Source organism: Halobaculum roseum (assembly GCF_019880245.1).
In the GTDB taxonomy this organism is placed as follows: Archaea; Halobacteriota; Halobacteria; order Halobacteriales; family Haloferacaceae; genus Halobaculum; species Halobaculum roseum.
Map to the genome: position 1 here is coordinate 164,984 of NZ_CP082286.1, position 16,732 is coordinate 181,715.

At 69.2% G+C, this 16,732-nt stretch carries 18 protein-coding genes and 1 tRNA gene; 12 read left to right on the forward strand and 7 right to left on the reverse strand.

From position 1 onward, the window contains the following. Positions 1-64: 64 nt before the first annotated feature. Genes K6T36_RS00820 through K6T36_RS00850 form a run of 7 tightly spaced genes read left to right on the forward strand, consistent with a single transcriptional unit; the run spans position 65 to position 8,584 of the window. Positions 65-3,139, forward strand: a complete 3,075-nt coding sequence (locus tag K6T36_RS00820; protein ID WP_222922178.1) for a type II/IV secretion system ATPase subunit — start codon at positions 65-67, stop codon at positions 3,137-3,139. Continuing rightward, positions 3,140-5,194: a type II secretion system F family protein gene (locus K6T36_RS00825; protein WP_222922179.1), complete on the forward strand. Its 2,055-nt coding sequence runs from the start codon at positions 3,140-3,142 to the stop codon at positions 5,192-5,194. Then, a complete protein-coding gene (locus tag K6T36_RS00830; RefSeq protein WP_225935150.1) occupies positions 5,191-5,757 on the forward strand; it encodes a DUF7287 family protein in 567 nt (188 codons plus the stop codon). Before K6T36_RS00825 ends, K6T36_RS00830 begins: the two co-directional genes overlap by 4 nt. A gap of 2 nt (positions 5,758-5,759) precedes the next feature. After that, positions 5,760-6,341 carry a DUF7288 family protein gene (locus tag K6T36_RS00835; protein WP_222922180.1) on the forward strand — a complete coding sequence of 194 codons (582 nt, stop codon included), beginning with the start codon at positions 5,760-5,762 and terminating at the stop codon, positions 6,339-6,341. Then, positions 6,329-7,348: a DUF7261 family protein gene (locus K6T36_RS00840; protein WP_222922181.1), complete on the forward strand. Its 1,020-nt coding sequence runs from the start codon at positions 6,329-6,331 to the stop codon at positions 7,346-7,348. The genes K6T36_RS00835 and K6T36_RS00840 overlap by 13 nt, the downstream gene beginning before the upstream one ends. Beyond that, positions 7,341-7,832, forward strand: coding sequence for a DUF7266 family protein (locus tag K6T36_RS00845; RefSeq protein ID WP_222922182.1), 492 nt, complete (start codon positions 7,341-7,343; stop codon positions 7,830-7,832). Before K6T36_RS00840 ends, K6T36_RS00845 begins: the two co-directional genes overlap by 8 nt. Further along, positions 7,829-8,584 (forward strand): DUF7289 family protein, encoded by a 756-nt coding sequence (locus tag K6T36_RS00850; RefSeq protein ID WP_222922183.1) that lies wholly within the window; start codon positions 7,829-7,831, stop codon positions 8,582-8,584. Before K6T36_RS00845 ends, K6T36_RS00850 begins: the two co-directional genes overlap by 4 nt. Before the next feature lie 62 nt (positions 8,585-8,646). Here K6T36_RS00850 and K6T36_RS00855 read toward each other — a convergent pair whose 3' ends face one another. The 4 genes from K6T36_RS00855 to K6T36_RS00870 all read right to left on the reverse strand — a co-directional run bounded on the left by K6T36_RS00855 (position 8,647) and on the right by K6T36_RS00870 (position 11,386). Then, entirely contained in the window at positions 8,647-10,074 is a 1,428-nt protein-coding gene (locus K6T36_RS00855; RefSeq protein ID WP_222922184.1) for a DUF7289 family protein, read from the reverse strand. A 112-nt stretch (positions 10,075-10,186) separates the two neighbouring features. Continuing rightward, the gene (locus K6T36_RS00860; RefSeq protein ID WP_222922185.1) at positions 10,187-10,624 is read right to left on the reverse strand and encodes a type IV pilin domain-containing protein; all 438 of its coding nucleotides are present in this window, start codon (positions 10,622-10,624) and stop codon (positions 10,187-10,189) included. 6 nt (positions 10,625-10,630) lie between these two features. Continuing rightward, positions 10,631-11,035: a type IV pilin domain-containing protein gene (locus tag K6T36_RS00865; protein WP_222922186.1), complete on the reverse strand. Its 405-nt coding sequence runs from the start codon at positions 11,033-11,035 to the stop codon at positions 10,631-10,633. A 279-nt stretch (positions 11,036-11,314) separates the two neighbouring features. Continuing rightward, a tRNA-Ala gene (locus tag K6T36_RS00870) sits at positions 11,315-11,386 on the reverse strand. Between the two features lie 277 nt (positions 11,387-11,663). Between K6T36_RS00870 and K6T36_RS00875 the strand changes: the two genes are divergently transcribed. The 4 genes from K6T36_RS00875 to K6T36_RS00890 are packed head-to-tail and all read left to right on the forward strand — an operon-like array spanning position 11,664 to position 14,441. After that, on the forward strand, positions 11,664-12,137 hold the full coding sequence (locus K6T36_RS00875; RefSeq protein WP_222922187.1) for a 30S ribosomal protein S15: 474 nt from the start codon (positions 11,664-11,666) through the stop codon (positions 12,135-12,137). Positions 12,138-12,169: 32 nt separating this feature from the next. Then, a complete protein-coding gene (locus K6T36_RS00880; RefSeq protein WP_222922188.1) occupies positions 12,170-13,408 on the forward strand; it encodes an exonuclease RecJ in 1,239 nt (412 codons plus the stop codon). Continuing rightward, positions 13,405-13,803 (forward strand): KEOPS complex subunit Pcc1, encoded by a 399-nt coding sequence (locus K6T36_RS00885; protein WP_222922189.1) that lies wholly within the window; start codon positions 13,405-13,407, stop codon positions 13,801-13,803. Before K6T36_RS00880 ends, K6T36_RS00885 begins: the two co-directional genes overlap by 4 nt. Continuing rightward, positions 13,800-14,441, forward strand: coding sequence for a 30S ribosomal protein S3ae (locus K6T36_RS00890; protein WP_222607541.1), 642 nt, complete (start codon positions 13,800-13,802; stop codon positions 14,439-14,441). The genes K6T36_RS00885 and K6T36_RS00890 overlap by 4 nt, the downstream gene beginning before the upstream one ends. Before the next feature lie 60 nt (positions 14,442-14,501). Here K6T36_RS00890 and K6T36_RS00895 read toward each other — a convergent pair whose 3' ends face one another. Together K6T36_RS00895 and K6T36_RS00900 are read right to left on the reverse strand one after the other, a co-directional pair. Beyond that, entirely contained in the window at positions 14,502-14,678 is a 177-nt protein-coding gene (locus K6T36_RS00895) for a hypothetical protein (protein ID WP_222607540.1), read from the reverse strand. Positions 14,679-14,756: 78 nt separating this feature from the next. Next, positions 14,757-15,176, reverse strand: coding sequence for a cupredoxin domain-containing protein (locus K6T36_RS00900; RefSeq protein ID WP_222922190.1), 420 nt, complete (start codon positions 15,174-15,176; stop codon positions 14,757-14,759). Positions 15,177-15,270: 94 nt separating this feature from the next. On the opposite strand from K6T36_RS00900, the gene K6T36_RS00905 reads away from it, so the two are divergent. Further along, positions 15,271-16,086 (forward strand): protein sorting system archaetidylserine synthase, encoded by an 816-nt coding sequence (locus tag K6T36_RS00905; RefSeq protein WP_222922191.1) that lies wholly within the window; start codon positions 15,271-15,273, stop codon positions 16,084-16,086. Positions 16,087-16,105: 19 nt separating this feature from the next. On the opposite strand, the gene K6T36_RS00910 is transcribed toward K6T36_RS00905, so the two are convergent. After that, entirely contained in the window at positions 16,106-16,708 is a 603-nt protein-coding gene (locus K6T36_RS00910; protein WP_222922192.1) for an NUDIX hydrolase, read from the reverse strand. Between the last annotated feature and the right edge of the window lie 24 nt (positions 16,709-16,732).

The following is a 16,732-nucleotide window of genomic DNA, read 5'->3' on the forward strand; positions in this document are numbered from 1 at the left end:
GGTGCTTCTCACCGATGATATAGAGGGCAAGCATTTAACGTGGCGCCGGAGTTGAGTGGACTCAATGGCTACCGACGAGGCTGACGCGGCCGCCGGCTCCGGATTCGAGGGCGAATCCGGGTCGGCGGCGCGCTCGGGGGATGCGGCCGTCGTCGGGGAGTACACGTGGCCGGACTTCCTGCGGGAGCACGGACACGAGGACGCTGCCGACGAACTCGCCGAGCGCCTCCGGACGGAGGTCGTCGAGGAGGACGAGGACGGCGAGGAGGTCGTGCGGATCGAGGTCCGCGCCGCGACCGCCGAGGACTTGGCGGCGCTCGGCGTCGCCGATGTGGCCGCCGACGCGCTGGGTATCGACCCCGGCGACGTGTCGGCCGCCGTCGGCTCGGCCGGCGCGCTCGGTGAGTCGATCGCGGACCGCTCCCCGCTGCTGGCGTACGACGAGACGCCCGTCTGGAAGGACATCTACACGTGGGACGACTACCGCGAGGAGTACTTCCTCGACGAGGAGGGGAACCCACCGACCGACGAGGAGGACGAGCCGCTGGAGTTCACCGACGCCGACAAGGCCGAGGCGCTGGGGTTCGACCCGAACCGCGTCGAGGAGACGCTCGGGCACCTCGCGAAACGCGCGCCGGAACTGGACGAGGTGATCGACGAGCGTACCGTCGACATCGCCGACGACGTCGACGAGGACGCGTTCTTCAGCGACGCCGCCGGGACGACGACGGTCGCGAACCGCTACGACCTGGAGAAGGCGGTGCCGATGCCGAAGAAGCGTCACTTCCGCGAGGTCGAACGCTACTGGGTGAACGAACCGTACTCGTTCGTGATCGTCTTTCACTCGACCAAGGAGAACGAGAAAAAGTACTACGTGGTCGAACCGTACCGTAACGCCATCGAGGAGGACCTGTTCGAGTTCCTCGAGGGGAAGCTCCGCTCGGCGATCAAGTACGCCGACGAGGGCGCCGTCGCGGCCGACGACGACCACCGCCGGCTGACGATCCGCGAGGAGACGTACGACCTGCTGGAACGGTACGACCTCTACACCCGCGACGCCGGCCCGCAGCTCGGCGACAAGCTCGCGGATCTGTTCGGCGTCGACGTGGACGACGAGGGTGCCGCGGGTCGGCTGATCCGCGCGCTCGGCGTCGCACCCCGGGAGTCACACGGCGAGATCGACGGGATCGCCGCGCGACCCGAGCCCGCGGTCCTCGCGGAGGACCCGGACACGCTCACGGAGTACACCGTGACGAAGGCGCTGTACTACCTCGAACGCGACTTCGTCGGCTACGAGCGCATCGACGGCATCAAACACGACATCAACGTCGAGGACATCTCCTGTGACGGGTACAACTCCCCCGTCTTCGTCTACCACTCCGACTACGAGCAGATCATCTCGAACGTCTACCACGGCGAGCAGGAGTTGGACGACTTCGTCGTCAAGCTCGCCCAGCGCTCGGGGAAGGGTATCTCGAAGCGCCGCCCGCAGGTGGACGCCACGCTCCCGGACGGCTCGCGTGCACAGTTAACCCTCGGCAAGGAGGTGTCCGATCACGGGACGAACTACACCATCCGCCAGTTCAAGGACGTCCCGTTCACGCCGATCGACCTCATCAACTGGAACACGTTCAGCCTCGACGAGATGGCGTTCCTGTGGCTGTGCATCGAGAACCACAAGAGCCTGATCTTCGCGGGCGGCACCGCCTCCGGGAAGACGACCAGCCTGAACGCCGTCTCGCTGTTCATCCCCTCGAACTCGAAGATCGTCTCGATCGAGGACACCCGCGAGGTCGAGTTGCCTCAGCGCAACTGGATCGCCTCCGTCACCCGACCCTCGTTCGCGGACGACGGCGGCGGCGACGTGGACGAGTTCGACCTGCTGGAGGCCGCACTGCGCCAGCGACCCGACTACATCGTCATGGGCGAGATCCGCGGCGAGGAGGGGCGCACCCTCTTTCAGGTCATGTCGACCGGGCACACGACGTACACGACCTTCCACGCGGACAACGTCGGCGAGGTGCTCAAGCGCTTCACGACCGAGCCGATCAACGTCTCGAAGACGATGTTCACGGCGCTGGATCTCGTGTCGGTGCAGGCGTCGACGCGGGTACAGGGTCGGAAGGTCCGCCGGAACAAGTCGCTCACGGAGATCAACCACTACGACGCCGAGAACGACGAGATCAACGTTCAGGACGTGTACCAGTGGCAGGCCGAGACGGACGAGTTCCTCCACATGGGCGACTCGAACACCCTCGAGGAGATCATGTTCGACCGGGGATGGAGTCACGAGCGGCTGGAGGAGGAGCTGCTCAAGCGTCGCGCGGTGATCGCCTACCTGATCGACCGCGACCTCAACACGTACACGCAGGTCGCGGCGACGCTGCAGGCGTTCATTAACGACCCCGAGACGATCCTCTCGCTGATGGCGAACGAACGGCTGGAGGCGAGCCTCGACGACCTCCGCGAGATGGAGTCGGTCCTGATCGACGTGGACGAGGACAAAGAAGAGATGGTCCCGCGTCCGGAGCCCTCCGAGGCGCAGGCGGCGGAGGCGGAGTCGATCCTCGAGGAGGCGGAGTCGATCCTCGCGGAGTTCCGCGGCGAGCGCACCGACGGCGTCGCGGCCGCCCTGGGCGCGGTCGAGCCTGCCGGCGACGTCGCCGCCGAACCCGGCGCGGGGGACGCGCTCGCCGGCGACGCGGACGCGGACGCGAACGCCGCCGGCGCACCGTTCGACGGGATCGGTCCGGAGCCGCTCGACATCGGCCGATCGTTCGACACGGGCGGTTCGAACGACGCGCCTGAGGCGGCCGACGGCACGGCTGACGACGCGACCGATCCGGCCGGCGAGGCTGCCGACGCGTTCGACGCGATCGATCAGTTCGACGACGACCCGTCGGGCAGCGACGCCGGCGTCAACCGCTCCGATGGCGGCCGGTCGGAGGGCGACCGTCCCGACGACGACACGGCGATCGACACCGGCGCCCTCGACGACGGCGACGCGTCCGATCCCGGCGTCGACGGGGAGTCCCCCGACGAGGAGGTGATCGACGACTGGGGGTTCGGGGAGGTCGCGGAACCCGACGACGACGCGGCGGCGAAGGGCGGACCGGACGACGAGGAGGGGGAGACGTAGATGAGCCTCGACACCGACGCGGGCTTCGGGAGCGCGCGGGGGTTCGCGGACGCCTTCTACCCGTTGTTCCGGCGGGTGTTCGACGAGGAGGGCGACTTCGTCGACACCGTCGACACGAAACTGACGCAGGCGCGGATGAACCAGCCGGTCGAGCTGTACGTCTCCCGGGCGCTCGGCGTCGGCGTACTCGTGGGGCTGGCGCTGTGGCTCGTCGGGATGCTGCTGGGGTGGGGGCTGTTCGCGCTCGGGATCGTCCAGGCTGAGTCGATCGGGCTCGGGATCCCGGTGAGTTCTCCGGAACAGGCGGCGCTGTTGGAGTCGCTCACGGAGCCGGCGGCCGTGATCGTCAGCGGTGTGGTCTTCGGGGGCGTCGGCTTCGGGCTCGGGTTCGGGACGCTCCTTGCGATCCCGTACCAGCGGGCGGACGCCCGCAAGCGCGAGATCAACATGTTGCTGGCGGACGCCGTCTCGTTCATGTACGCCCTCTCCGTCGGCGGGCTGAACCAACTGGAGATCCTGGAGGCGATGGCGGAGGCCGACGACACCTACGGGGAGGTGGCAAAGGAGTTCCAGAGCATCGTCCAGGAGACGAGCTACTTCGGCACCGACTACCGCAACGCGGTCCGCCAGCAGTCCATCGAGACGCCCAGCGAGGAGTTCTCGCAGTTCCTCACGGACATGCTGTCTATCATCAACTCCGGCGGCGACATGGAGCGGTTCCTCTACGACAAAAAGGAGAAGCACCTCCGCACGGCGAAACAGGAGCAGGAGCTGACGCTGGAGACACTGGAGCTGTTCGGGGAGATGTACATGACGCTGTCGCTGTTTCCCCTCCTGCTCATCATCATCCTCGTCATCATGTCGATGCTCGGGCAGGGCCAGGACTTCCTGCTGACGGCGACCGTGTACCTGCTCACGCCGCTCATCGGCGTCGGCTTCCTCGTGCTCGTGTCGACGGTGAAGCAGGACGAGCCGGGCGACGGCTACCTCGAGCCCGGCGGCGTCGACGAGCACTTCGCCGAGGAGCAGCGCGAGGGGCTGCTTCACCTCGGGCTCGTCGAGGCGTTCGTCGGCGACTTCTCGCTGTTCGACCGGATCCGGTCGCGCGAGGGAACGTACAAGACCGGGCAGCTGCTGGGGGCGCCGCACCTGTTCTTCCGGGACAATCCCCTGTTCACCCTCGCGCTCACCGTGCCCGCCGCGCTCGTGTTGGTCGGGTTCGGCGTCGCCTCCGGCGACGCGCCCCTGACGTTCCAGGGGTTCGTCGACAACCCGGTGTGGTCGACGTTCGTGTGGGTGTACGTCCCCGCCTACGTCACGCTGATCCCGCTGGTGGTCTTCTACGAGTGGCACCAGCTCCGGCGCGGCGGGATCACCGGTAAGCTCTCGGACAACCTCCGCAAGCTCTCGTCGGCCAACGACACCGGGCAGACGCTGTTGGAGTCGATCCGGACGACGGCCGACACCTCGAGCGGGAAACTCGCCGAGGAGTTCGAGGTGATGTACGCGAAGGTGAACTACGGGATGAGCCTCCGGGAGGCGCTCGTCGAGTTCAACAACAAGTACCATATCCCGCGGCTCGCGCGGACGGTGAAGCTCATCTCGGAGGCACAGCAGGCGTCCAGCCAGATCACGGACGTGCTGACGACCGCGGCACAGGCCTCGGAGAACCAGGACGACATCGAGCGCGAGCGCAAGTCCCGCACCCGGATGCAGGTGGCGATCATCCTGATGACGTACCTCACGCTGCTGGCCGTGATGGCTATCCTGAAGCTCCGGTTCCTCGACGTGCTCGCGGGGCTGACCGCGCAGGCGGGCGGCGGCGGCGGGGGCGGCGCCGCGAGCGGCGGAGGCGGCGGGCTCGGGTCCGGCGGGTTCGGCGGCAACGTCGACGTGGACCGACTGTCGGTGCTGTTCTTCCACGCGGTGACGATCCAGGCGGTGCTGTCGGGGGTCATCGCGGGGTACATCCGCAGCGCCGACATCGTGAGCGGGATGAAGTTCGTCATCGTGTTGCTCACCGTCGCACTCGGCGTGTGGGTGGTGGTGGCGTGAGCGACGACCCGTGGAGTTCGGAGGGGAGCGCCGGCGAGAGACCGGAGCGTGACGGACGCGACCGCGGTGGCGACGCCGCGGACCCGGGTGGCGACGCCGCCGGTCGCGGACAGACGACGATCGATTACGCCGTCGGGGTGAGCGTCTTCCTGCTGGTCGTCGCGTTCGTGTTCGCGTTCGCCCCGTCGCTCACCGCGCCGTTCACCGGCGACGCGACCGACGCCGTCGTCGTCGCCGACCGGTCGGCCGACCGGGTCGCGAACGACCTGCTCGTCGAGGATCCGGCGAACCCGGCGGTCCTGAACGCCACCTGTACCGGGGCGTTCTTCGACACCGACGGGCCGGACCGCTCGGACGACTGCCGCTACGACGCGAACGCCTCGGACCTGAAGGGAACGCTCGGAGTGATCTCGCCGGCACGGACGGTGAACGTGACCGTCGTCGGCGGCGAGACGACGCTCGCGGCGGGACCGTCGCCGCCGCGGGGCGCGGACGTGTCGGTCGCCCGCCGGGCAGTCCTGCTCGACGGGGCGGACGCGTCCGTGGTTGTACGGGTGTGGTAACAATGCGCGCACAGGCACACACGCTGGAGGGGTTCGCGGCCGCGGTCATCGTGTTGAGCGGCGTCCTCTTCGCGCTGCAGGCGACCGCGGTGACGCCGCTGACCGCGAGTACCTCGAACCAACACATCGAGAACCAGCAGGCGGCCGTCGCCGAGGGGACGCTGGCCGCCGCCGAGGCGAACGGGACGCTCGCGCCGACACTGCTGAACTGGAACACGTCCGGCGAGCGGTTCCGCGGCTCCGGTTCCGACGGGGTGTACACCGCCGGCGGTCCGCCGACCCCGTTCGGCCACACGCTGAACGAGACGTTCGGCGAGGACCGGATCGCGTTCAACGTCGAGGTGAGCTATCGAACGACCGGCGGGCGCGGTCGGACGCGGATGGTGTACATGGGCTCGCCCAGCGACAACGCCGTCGCGGCGACCCGGACGGTAGTGCTGTTCGACGACGACCCCGTGGGCGACGGCTCCGGGACGCTCGCGGAGGTCGCGTCCGACCCGGACCACGAGTTCTACGCGGACGATACGGACGACGGGCCGCTGTACGGGGTCATGGAGGTGCGCATCGTCGTATGGCGGATCTGATGGACGGCGACGGCCGCGGACAGCTCGTGCTCGTCGCGGGGTTCGCGCTCGCGATCGTGCTCGTCGCGTTGGTGTTGCTCGCGAACACCGCGATCTTCACCGAGAACCTCGCGACCCGCGACAACGGCGTCGGCGAGCGCGACGTACTCGGCTATCGCTCGTCCGTCGTCGACGGCGCCGGTGGGATCGTCGACCGGGAGAACACCGCCGAGTACGACGACCGTGAGCCCCTGGAGGAGAACGTCACCGCGGGGCTCGCCGCCCTCGACTCGCAGTTGCGCGAGTCAGCCGCCCGGCGCGCCGCCAGCGCCCGCGCTGACGTGGACGCCGCGACCTACACCAACGGATCGCTGGTGCGGCAGAACGGGACTGCGGACGACCCGCGGCAGTTCACGAACGTCAGCGACGACGCCGACTGGACCGTCGCGACCGACCTGGAACGCGACGGCGACGGCGGCGCGACGCGCGGGTTCATCGCCGTCGTGACGAACTCCTCGCTCGCATCGGCCTCCGCGGGCGACCCCGACGAAGCTTTCCACGTCGTGGTGACCAACGGGAGCGCGGCGTGGCACGCGTACGTGTACGAGAACAGCAGCAGCGGAGCGATCGCCGTCGCCGTCAAGCCGGCCGGCGAGTCCGCATCGGCGACGAGCCAGGTCTGCTCGGTGTCGGCGTCGAACGCGACGGTCGATTTCACCGGGGGGACGCTCGGAGGCGTTGACTGCCCCGGTCTGGCGTTCGGCGGCGAGGTGGCCGGCAGCGCGACGACCGACGGGTACGACGTGGTCGTCCGCAACGGCGACCGCGCGGCCGGCGGCTACGACCTGACGGTCCGGACGGTCGGCTCAGGCTCCGTCTCGGACGAGAACGTCACTGACGGACCGTCGGCCGACGACCCGTATCACGTCCCTGCGGTGTACGCGGTCGAGGTGCCGATCGATTACTGGACCAGCGAGGTGACGTACGCGGAGACCGTCCGTGTCGCGCCGGGGGAACGCGATGAGTGACCCCCGTCGACCGGGCGCCCGAACGCGATCGGACGGGGCGAGGTCGCGATCCCGCCGGGACCGCGGGACCGCGACGACCCTCTCGTACGTGTTGACGCTCGGGATCACGGCGCTGTTGATCAGCGGCCTGCTCGTCGCAGCAGGGGGCGCCGTCGAGAGCCAGCGCGAGGACACGACGCGCGAGACGATGGAGGTGGTCGGCCAGCAGCTCTCCTCGCGGCTGATGGCCGCGGACCGCCTCGTCGCCGCCGGCGGGAGCGAGGTCGCCGTCCGCGGTGCGTACCCCGGGACGGTCGCCGGAAGCACCTACTCGATCGCCGTGGAGCCCGGGTCGCCGGCGACGATCGAGTTGACCGCGACCGGCACACGTGTCTCGGTGACGGTGGCGGCCCCGGCACGCACGCCCGTCGCCGAGACGACCGTGTCGGGCGGCGACGTGGAGATCGTGTACGTCGGCGGCCAACTGGAGGTGCGGGAGGCGTGAGCCGCGCGCAAAGCGACGCGATCGGGTTCGTGCTGGTGTTCTCCTTGATCGTCCTCACCGTCGGGACCGTGTACGCCGCGGGCTACCCGGCGTTGGAGGAGTTCCGGACCGGCGAACAGCTCGAGAACATGGAGCGAGCGTTCGAGGTGCTCGACGACAACCTGGACGACCTCACGCGCGAGGGCGCGCCCAGCCGCGCGACCGAGATCAAGCTCAACGGGGGAACGCTGGCGGTGAACGGGTCGACGACGATCACGGTGAACGCGACGACGACGGATCCGGTCAGGGGCGAGAACTTCACCGTCTCCGACGAGAGCACGCCGATCACCTACAGCGAGGGCGACACGACCGTCGTCTCCGCACACGGCGCGGTGTTCCGCCAGGACGGCGACGCGGCCGTGATGCGCTCGGAGCCGGGGTGGGTGGTCGACGACGACCACGCGCTGATCCCGCTGGTCGTCACCGACCGAACCGGCGATCGGGTCGCGTTCGGCGGGAGTTCGACCGTGCTGATCCGTGGGCAGGTGACGGGGCGGGGGATCGCGGGCGAAGTCGTCGCCGGCGACAGCGACGACGTGACTGTGACCGTCACGGTCGAGTCGCCACGGGCGGACGCCTGGAAGCGCCACTTCGAGGCCGAGGGACTGACCGCAGTCGACGGTAACCCAGCCGACGGCGAGGTCACCTACCGGTTCGAGGTGGACAGCGTGGTCGTCCAGCAGACGACCGTCTCGGTGGAGTTGGAGGGGTAACGACGGCGGCGGTGAGAGACAGCGAGGCGGCGGGCGGCGGCTGCCTCCGGCACCGGTGCGGCTCAGTCCTCGTCGACCTCGATCTCGGTGACCGAAACGTGGAGGTAGGTGATCCGTGGGGCGTTCGACGCGCTCACGTCGAGATCGATCGTTCCGACGCTCTCGTCGTACTCGAAGTCGTTCGGCTGCCCGTTCACGTCGATCGTGTCGCCGACGAGGCCGCCCTCGAAGTTCGTCCCCGGCCCGCCGCCACCGTTGAGGTCGACATCCGACCCGGGGGCGTACACGAACCCGACGAACAGGTAGTTTCCGTCGAACGAGACGTCCCCGTCGGAGTGGACCAGCACGCGAAGTTGACTCGCGGGACCGTCGGGGTTGACATCGCCGCTCACGGAGAAGTCCTCGCGGACGTACCAGGTAGTCGAGTTCCCCCCGGTCACGTCCACGTCGCCGGCGTCGAAGTCGCCGTCGACGACGACGGAGACGTTCCCGTCGGACGTGTCGATCGAGAGGTCGCCGCCGTAGTCCCCGTCGAGGAAGTACGTCTCGCCGCCGTCCATGTCGTCGGTGTCGAAGTCGCTCTCAGTCTCGTTGATGCAGGCGTCCGGCTCCGTCTCGCACTCCTCGATATGGGACTCGATGACGTCGTCGGCGGACGGCTGCACGACCCCGTCGCGGTACGGCTCCGGCGGCGGCCCGGGATTGGCCGAGATCCCGCCCGCGGAGGTCGAGGCGACGACGTTGTCGAACTCGGTCTCGAACGGGACGACCAGCTCCGTCCGTGCGGTTCGGTTCCCGTGGTACACCGTCACGTCGCCGCTGGTGCGCTGTTCGAAGAACCGCCCCCACGCGTCGTAGTACTCGCTGCCGACGGTGATCACGACGACCCCCTCGTCGAGGGGGTTCGCGCGGTCGGAGTCCCCGTCCGGGTACACAGCGGCCGGGTCGCTCGAGCGCCGGACGACGACCTCGCCGTCGAGACGCTCGTCGCCGCCGACGGACACGAGCGGGAGCGTCAGCGTCGTGCCGCGGTAGTGGAACTCCGGCGGCGACACCATCGAACTGCCGTTGCCCGACCGCCGCCAGACGCCCCCGCCCTGATACGCGACCGACGTGTCGCCGTCGCGGTAGACGACCGCGCCGAGGGTCGTGTTCGTGATCTCGTACTCGAAGTCGCCCGTGCTGGCGTTGTACACCGAGATGTTCATCCACCCCGCGTCGGCGTCGATGCGCCGCGTCGCGTCGGCGCTTCCGGCCAGCCGCACCCGCTGGGTGTCGCTCTCGCCGTGGGCGACGAGACTCGCCTTCGAGTCGAGCTGCGTCATCGACTGTTCGGCCGCACCCGTCGTCGCCGACTGCTGGACGCCGCCGATGGCGTCGCCGCCGAGCGCGACGACCGTCGTCGCGCCAGCGATGGTGATCGCCAGCAGGAGGACGACGCTGATCACGTCGCCCTGTGCCCGTCGGTCGTCATCCCCCCACGAAGGCATCGTCGTACCGACGGCGGCCTGTGAAATAAACGTTCGTCCCCGAGTATTAGGGTTGATTGCTGTGGCGAGTTCCGTTCGTCGGCGATAACTGGCGAAAAGACTGTCGGGGACGTTACGAGGGCGTCTCCCCGGTTGCGAGCGCCTGCGAGGTCTCGCCGTTCTGCGAGGTCCAGAGCACGCGGACGGTGGTCCCGGCGGAGACATTTCCACCGTGGTCGGTGCTAAGATTGGCTGAGGTCCCAGCGGATACAGGGAGCCCGAACGCCTTTGACGGGCCGTCGCTGGCGTTCAACGAAACCAGACCCGTGTTCTGGTCGTTCAGCGTGCTTCCCCCGGTATGAGTGGCAGTGACGTTGTAGTCACCGCCGTCCGTCTCGCTGTAGTCGAACTGGAAGTTCGCGTTCGGCGTCGTCTGCTGGACGCTGTTCCCCAACCCGAGGACGAACGAGCCGATCACTGCCGCGAGGATCACCGTGATGGCGACCATCAGGATCACACCGATCACCGGACTAACCGCGCGGTCGTCGTCGAGGAGTTGTTTGAAATTCATCGTGGTTCAGGGCGTCGACTCCTGCGCGAGCGTCTGGGTCGTGTCGCCGTTCTCCGAGGTCCAGATCACGCGGACGGTGTCATCGGTGCCGTAAACGATGTAACTGGAGTTGTCTCCAGCGGAGACATCGCCACTTCCGCTCCAAGTACTGGTGGTCTCGGCACTAGTCGTTACGTTGAGTTGACTCTCCGGAATCGAGTCGCCGCCGGTGTGAGTGGCCGCCACACCATTGCTGTCATTGTAGTCGAACTGGAAGTTCGCGTTCGGTGCCGTTTGCTGCACGCTGTTCCCCAGACCTAAGACGAACGAACCGATGACAGCCGCGAGGATCACCGTGATCGCCACCATCAGGATCACGCCGATCACCGGGCTAACTGCACGGTCGTCGTCGAAGAGTGCGTTGAAGTTCATTTGTTCTCGTTCCACAGCCCTCCCCGAAGGGAGTCGCCCCCCGGCGGTACTGTGTTGATACGGTACGACCCTTCTGTGTAATAATTGTGTCGTCGACAGAATCAGATATGATAGCTAATGGTGAATACCCGACCCGTCACTGTCGGTAACAACATGGGTACTGATTTGTCCGTACACGGACGCGGATGTCGCTCACGGTCGACGGACTTCGCTCGAAAACACGCGTGAGAAGTCGAGAATTCCGGGACGGCGCTCCCGCTCCGGAAGGTAAATTTCGAGTGGACTCGGTGGGATTTGAACCCACGGCCTTTCCCCTGCCAAGGGAACGATCTACCACTGATCTACGAGCCCGCCTGCACTACTTCGTATCGCGGTTCGGTAGTTAAGGGCTTCGACTGCGCGCGTCCTCGCTACGGATCACCACGGTCGAGCCGCGGATGGAAAGCCATTAGGCCCGCGACCGAGAGGACCCCGATGGGAACAGCACGGCCGCAACTCTGACTCGCCCGCGGTGGGCTTGGGATTGCGGATGTGCCCCCGTCGGACTGCCCGCTCGCGCCCGACGGCGCGTTCGGGAGCGACAGCCGACGGTGGCTCGCTTCTGCGGCCGACGTTCCAACTTCAGACAATGGCACGAATGCACACCCGCCGTCGAGGGTCGTCCGGTTCGGACAACCCCGCGGCAGACGAACCCCCGGAATGGAGCGACGTGGACGCCGAAGACGTCGAGGAACGCGTCGTCGAGCTGGCCGAACAGGGCCACGACCCGAGCGTCATCGGCTTGAAGCTGCGCGACGAGGGCGTGAAGGGCACGCCGGTTCCGAACGTGAAGCTCGCGACCGGCAAGAAGGTCACCGAGATCCTCGAGGAGCACGACGCCGGCAAGGACCTCCCCGAGGACCTCCACAACCTCATGGAGCGCGCGGTGCGCCTCCGTGAGCACATGGAGGAGAACCAGCAGGACGCGCAGAACAAGCGCGCGCTCCAGAACACCGAGTCGAAGATCCGTCGCCTGGTCGACTACTACCGCGGCGACGAACTCGACGAGGAGTTCACCTACAGCTACGACGTCGCCGTCGACCTCCTCGAGGACGACGCGTAACGACGACCCCGACCCCACCACGAGACCCACAGATGTCCACCGCCGCCGACGCGCCGACCGACGCAGACCCCGAACGGGTAGCATCGGCGCTGTCGACGGCGGAATTCGTCCGGGTCTACCCGCGACCGACCGGCGACGCGCTCGCCGCTGCGGGCCTACTCGGCCGCGCGCTCGACGAGCGCGGGACGCCGTTCCAGATCCGATCCACGCGCGACAGTGCGGTCCCCGACGGCGACGGGAACGCGCTCGCGCTGGGCTGGACCCCGCCGAACGGAACGGGCATCCCGTCCGGTTCGCGTCCGGTGTCGGCCGTCGCGGCCGCCGTCGCCGACGCGGTCGGCGTCGAGCCGGACCCGATCGTCGGGCTGGCCGGCGTCGTCGCCGCCGGGACCGTCCCCGGCGAGGGCGGCAGCGGAAGCCTGCTGGAGGAGGCCGAACGGCGCGGCGTCGTCGACCGACGCCCGGGCGTCGCGGTCCCCACGGCGGACCTCGCCGACGGGCTCGCACACTCGACGCGGATCTGGACGCCGTACTCCGGCGATCCGGACGCCGCTCGCGAGCTGCTCGCCGACCTCGGTATCGAGACCGGAGCCGACGGGGCCGCCGACCGCGACGAGGACGACCACCGCCGACTCGCCTCGGCGGTCGCGCTCGACGCGACCGCCGACGCGACCGAACGGGCGGTGACGGCCGTCGAGCGGGCGCTGCGACCGTACGAAACGCCGACCGGGCCGTTCGCCACGCTCGGCGGTCACGCGGACGTGTTCGACGCGCTCGCTCGCGAGCGCCCGGGGCTCGGCGTGGCGATGGCGCTGGGCGCGGACGTGACCGACGCGGCGCTGTCGACGTGGCGCGACCACGCCGGTCGCGTCCACGCGGCGCTCGCGGACCCGACGACGGGCCGGTACGACGGCGCGTTCGTCGCCCGCGTGGAGGCGTCGCCCGCGGACGCGCCGGCGCTGGCGACCGCCGCGCGGCTCGTCCGCGAGTACGCCTCGCCCGAGCCGGTCGCGCTCGTCGTCTCCGACGACGCGGCCGCCGCCGCCGGCGACGGCGCGGCCGACGCGACCGCCGCGCTCCGGGCCGGTGTCGAGGCGACATCGGACACGGATCCGGACGACGCGAGCGCCGGCGACACGGACCGCGCCGAGGGGACGACCCGCGACGGCGACTCGGTCGACGTGACCGGCGACGCCCGCCTCGGCGAGGCACGCTTCGCCGGCGGCGACGTACAGGCGTTCATCGGCGCGTTCAGGGAGGCCCTGCGATGACCGGTCGCGACCGGTCCGCCGACGACGGCGACTCCCACGACGACCTCGCGCGCACCGCGACCGTCGAGACGACACACGCCGACGCGGACGCCGCGGCGACGATCGCGGCGGCCATCTCGCCGGACAACACGGACGACATTCGGACGGAGGCGGACGGAGCGACGGTCGCGACCCGCGTCTCGCGGGGGACGACCGGCGGCTTCCTCGCCTCGGTGGACGACTACCTCGTGAACCTCGACGTGGCCGACGACGTGGTCGCGACGGGGAGGGGGACGGACGGCGAATCGACCCACACGAACGACGCGGACGGACTCCGCGACGCGAACGGCGCGGACGAGTTCCGCGACGCAGACGACACACGCGACACCGCAGACACGGACACACACGACACATGAGCGAACGATCAGTCTCACGACAACGACAGGGGAAACGCTGGTACACCGTCCTCGCGCCCGAACAGTTCGACCGAGCCGAGCTCGGCGACACGATGGCCGAGGAGCCCGAGCAGGTCGTCGGCCGGACGGTCGAGACCACGCTCGGCGAGATCACGGGCGACCAGGGACAGGACAACGTCAAGCTGACGTTCAAGATCACGGACGTGGGCTCGGACGCCGCCTACACCGAGTTCGTCCAGCACGAACTCACGCGGGATTACCTCCGCTCGATGGTGCGCCGCGGCGCCTCGAAGGTCGACCTGCACATCACCGTGCGCACGACCGACGACTACCGCGTCCGCGTCAGCCCGGTGGCGTTCACGACCAAGAAGGCCGACCGCTCCCAGGAGCAGGCCATCCGCCAGATCATGATCGACCTGGTCGAGCAGGCCGCCGAGGACCGCTCGTTCTCGGAGCTCATCGACTCCGTCGTCGAGGGACGCCTCTCGTCGGCGATCTACGGCGAGGCGAAGACGGTGTACCCGCTTCGCCGCGTCGAGGTCCAGAAGCTCTCGCTCGAGGCGCGTCCCGAGGAGATCGCCGCCGAGGAGGAGGCCGCCGTCGACGTGGACGACGACGACGTCGCCGTCGACGAGTAGGCACCCGACCGACGACGATCCGATTTTTGTGCCGACCCGCGACCGAGCGGCGCGACCGGGTCACAGCGTCACGCGACGGGTGATGAGCGCCACGTCCGCCGACCCGCACTCGGGGCACTCGTCTACGACCGCGCCCACGGACGCCGTCACCCGCTCGCCGCAGCTGCCGCACCGGTACACGTCCGCACGCTCGGGCGCGAGGACGGCGGCGACCCGGTCGACGATTCGCATCGACATCGGTATGGCACTAGTTGACACGATCGAGTAAACGTCTTGTGCCGGATCGTTCGACGGGTCGTGGCGCCGGCCGACGGGTCACTCCTCGACGCGGACGACGCCGACCATTCCCGCCTGTTCGTGCGGGATGCAGAAGTACGTGTAGTCGCCGGGGACCTCGAAGGTGTGCTCGAAGCGTCCGTTGGCGGAGATCGCCCCCTCGTTTCCGTCCCAGGCCTCGCGCGCGGCTGCCTCGGTGTCGTATCCGCCGGTGGCGAAGTACTCGGCGTCCTCGGGGATCTGATCCTCGTAGGCGGTCACCGAGTGCGCGCGCGTCGAGGTGTTCTCCCAGACCACCGTCTCGCCGACGGAGATCGTGACCTCGTACGGGCGAAACGCCTCCGCGGTCATGCCGACGTCGTAATCGTCGCCCTCCGACCCGGGGAGCACGGCCGCACAGCCCGCCAGCGAGAGCGACGCTGCGGCGCCCGCGGTCGCGAGAAAGCGGCGTCGGTCCATGTCCGAACGGTGGGGACGGACCGCTTTATGCGGATTGGTCCGGGCGTCGAATCGGATGGAAAGCCATACGGTCGGCGGTGCCGTCGCCCCGACAATGACCGACCGGCCGCGCTTCCTCTCCCGGCTGGGGCTGGCGGACGCCGTGACCGCCGGGAACGCCGCCCTCGGGACGCTCGCCGCCGTCGCGGCGGCGGTCGACCCGACGCTGGCGGCGCGGCTGGTCCTCCTGGCGGCGGTCGCCGACGGGCTCGACGGCGTGCTCGCGCGCCGCTACGGCGGCACGCCCGTGGGCCCCCACCTCGATTCGCTCGCGGACGTTGCCTCCTTCGGCGTCGCCCCCGCGCTCATCGTCGCCGCGACGGTGACCGGTTCGTACCCCCTCGATTCGGCGCCGGCGGTGTACGCCGCCGGGCTGGTCGTTCCGGCCGCGTACGTCGCGCTCGCGGTGATCCGGCTCGCCGTGTACAACGTCGAGGACGAGGGCGCGAAGACGACACACGGGGTTCAGACGACGCTCGCCGCGACGGTGATCGCGGCGTCGGTGCTCGCGGGGTTGGACTCGCCCGCGGTGGTGCTCGGACTCGCTGCCGTCTCGGCACCGTTGATGGTGACGCCGGTTCGGTATCCGGATCTACACCCGCAGGACGCGCTCGTGATGGGAGTCGTGCAGGCGTGTGCGATCCTCCTGACCGGGATGGCCGGCGAGTCGTTCGCGTTCGCGCTGCTGTTTCTCGCGCTCGGCTACCTGGTTCTCGGACCGCGCTTCTACTGGCGCGACGTGAGCGAGTCGGCCGAGGATCCGGACGATCAGGCGGGCGAATCGACGGAGGATCCGGGCGGATCCACGGATGATCCGGCCGATCCGGGGGACGCGGCACCCGGAACCGACGATCACGAGTTGGGCGCCTGAGCCGATCAGCGGCGACGAACTATCCGACGATCCGTTCGTAGACGCGCTTCGTCCAGTCGTCGCCGTAGATCTCTTCGGGGAGCCCCTCGCGCCACTCCACCGCCCGAACGGTCTCGTCGTCGTCGCCCAACGCCGCGGGGTCGTCGGCGACGGTCGGCTCTCTCGCGCGGAGTTCGAAGTGAACGACCCGAAACGGCGTCTCCGGGACCGACCCGTCGGCGGCCGCGATCACCTCGTCGTGGACCGCGTGCGGCCGCACCGCGTCGGCGACGACGCCGGACTCCTCGCGGACCTCGCGCTCGGCCGTGGCCGCCAGCGGCTCGTCGGGCAGCGCCGTGCCCCCGGGAAGCGCCCAGCCGCGGTCGGCGAGGTCGACGACGAGCACGCGATCTGCGGGGTCCAACACGACACCGGCGGCGACCCAACCCTCGCGGATCGCCTCGTTGTCGGCGCGGAGCCGTCGAAGCTCCTCGGGTGACCGCGTCGACTCGACACGGTTCACGATCAGGTCGTCGTACTCGCGGCGCGGGTCGCGTGCGGGCCGGCCGTCCGGGGGACGGTCCGCGGGGTCGTCGCGCTCGGCACCGGCGCCCGCGGCGCTTGGGGCGGGGTCGTCGCTCATACGCCCCCAACCAGGGGCCATCCC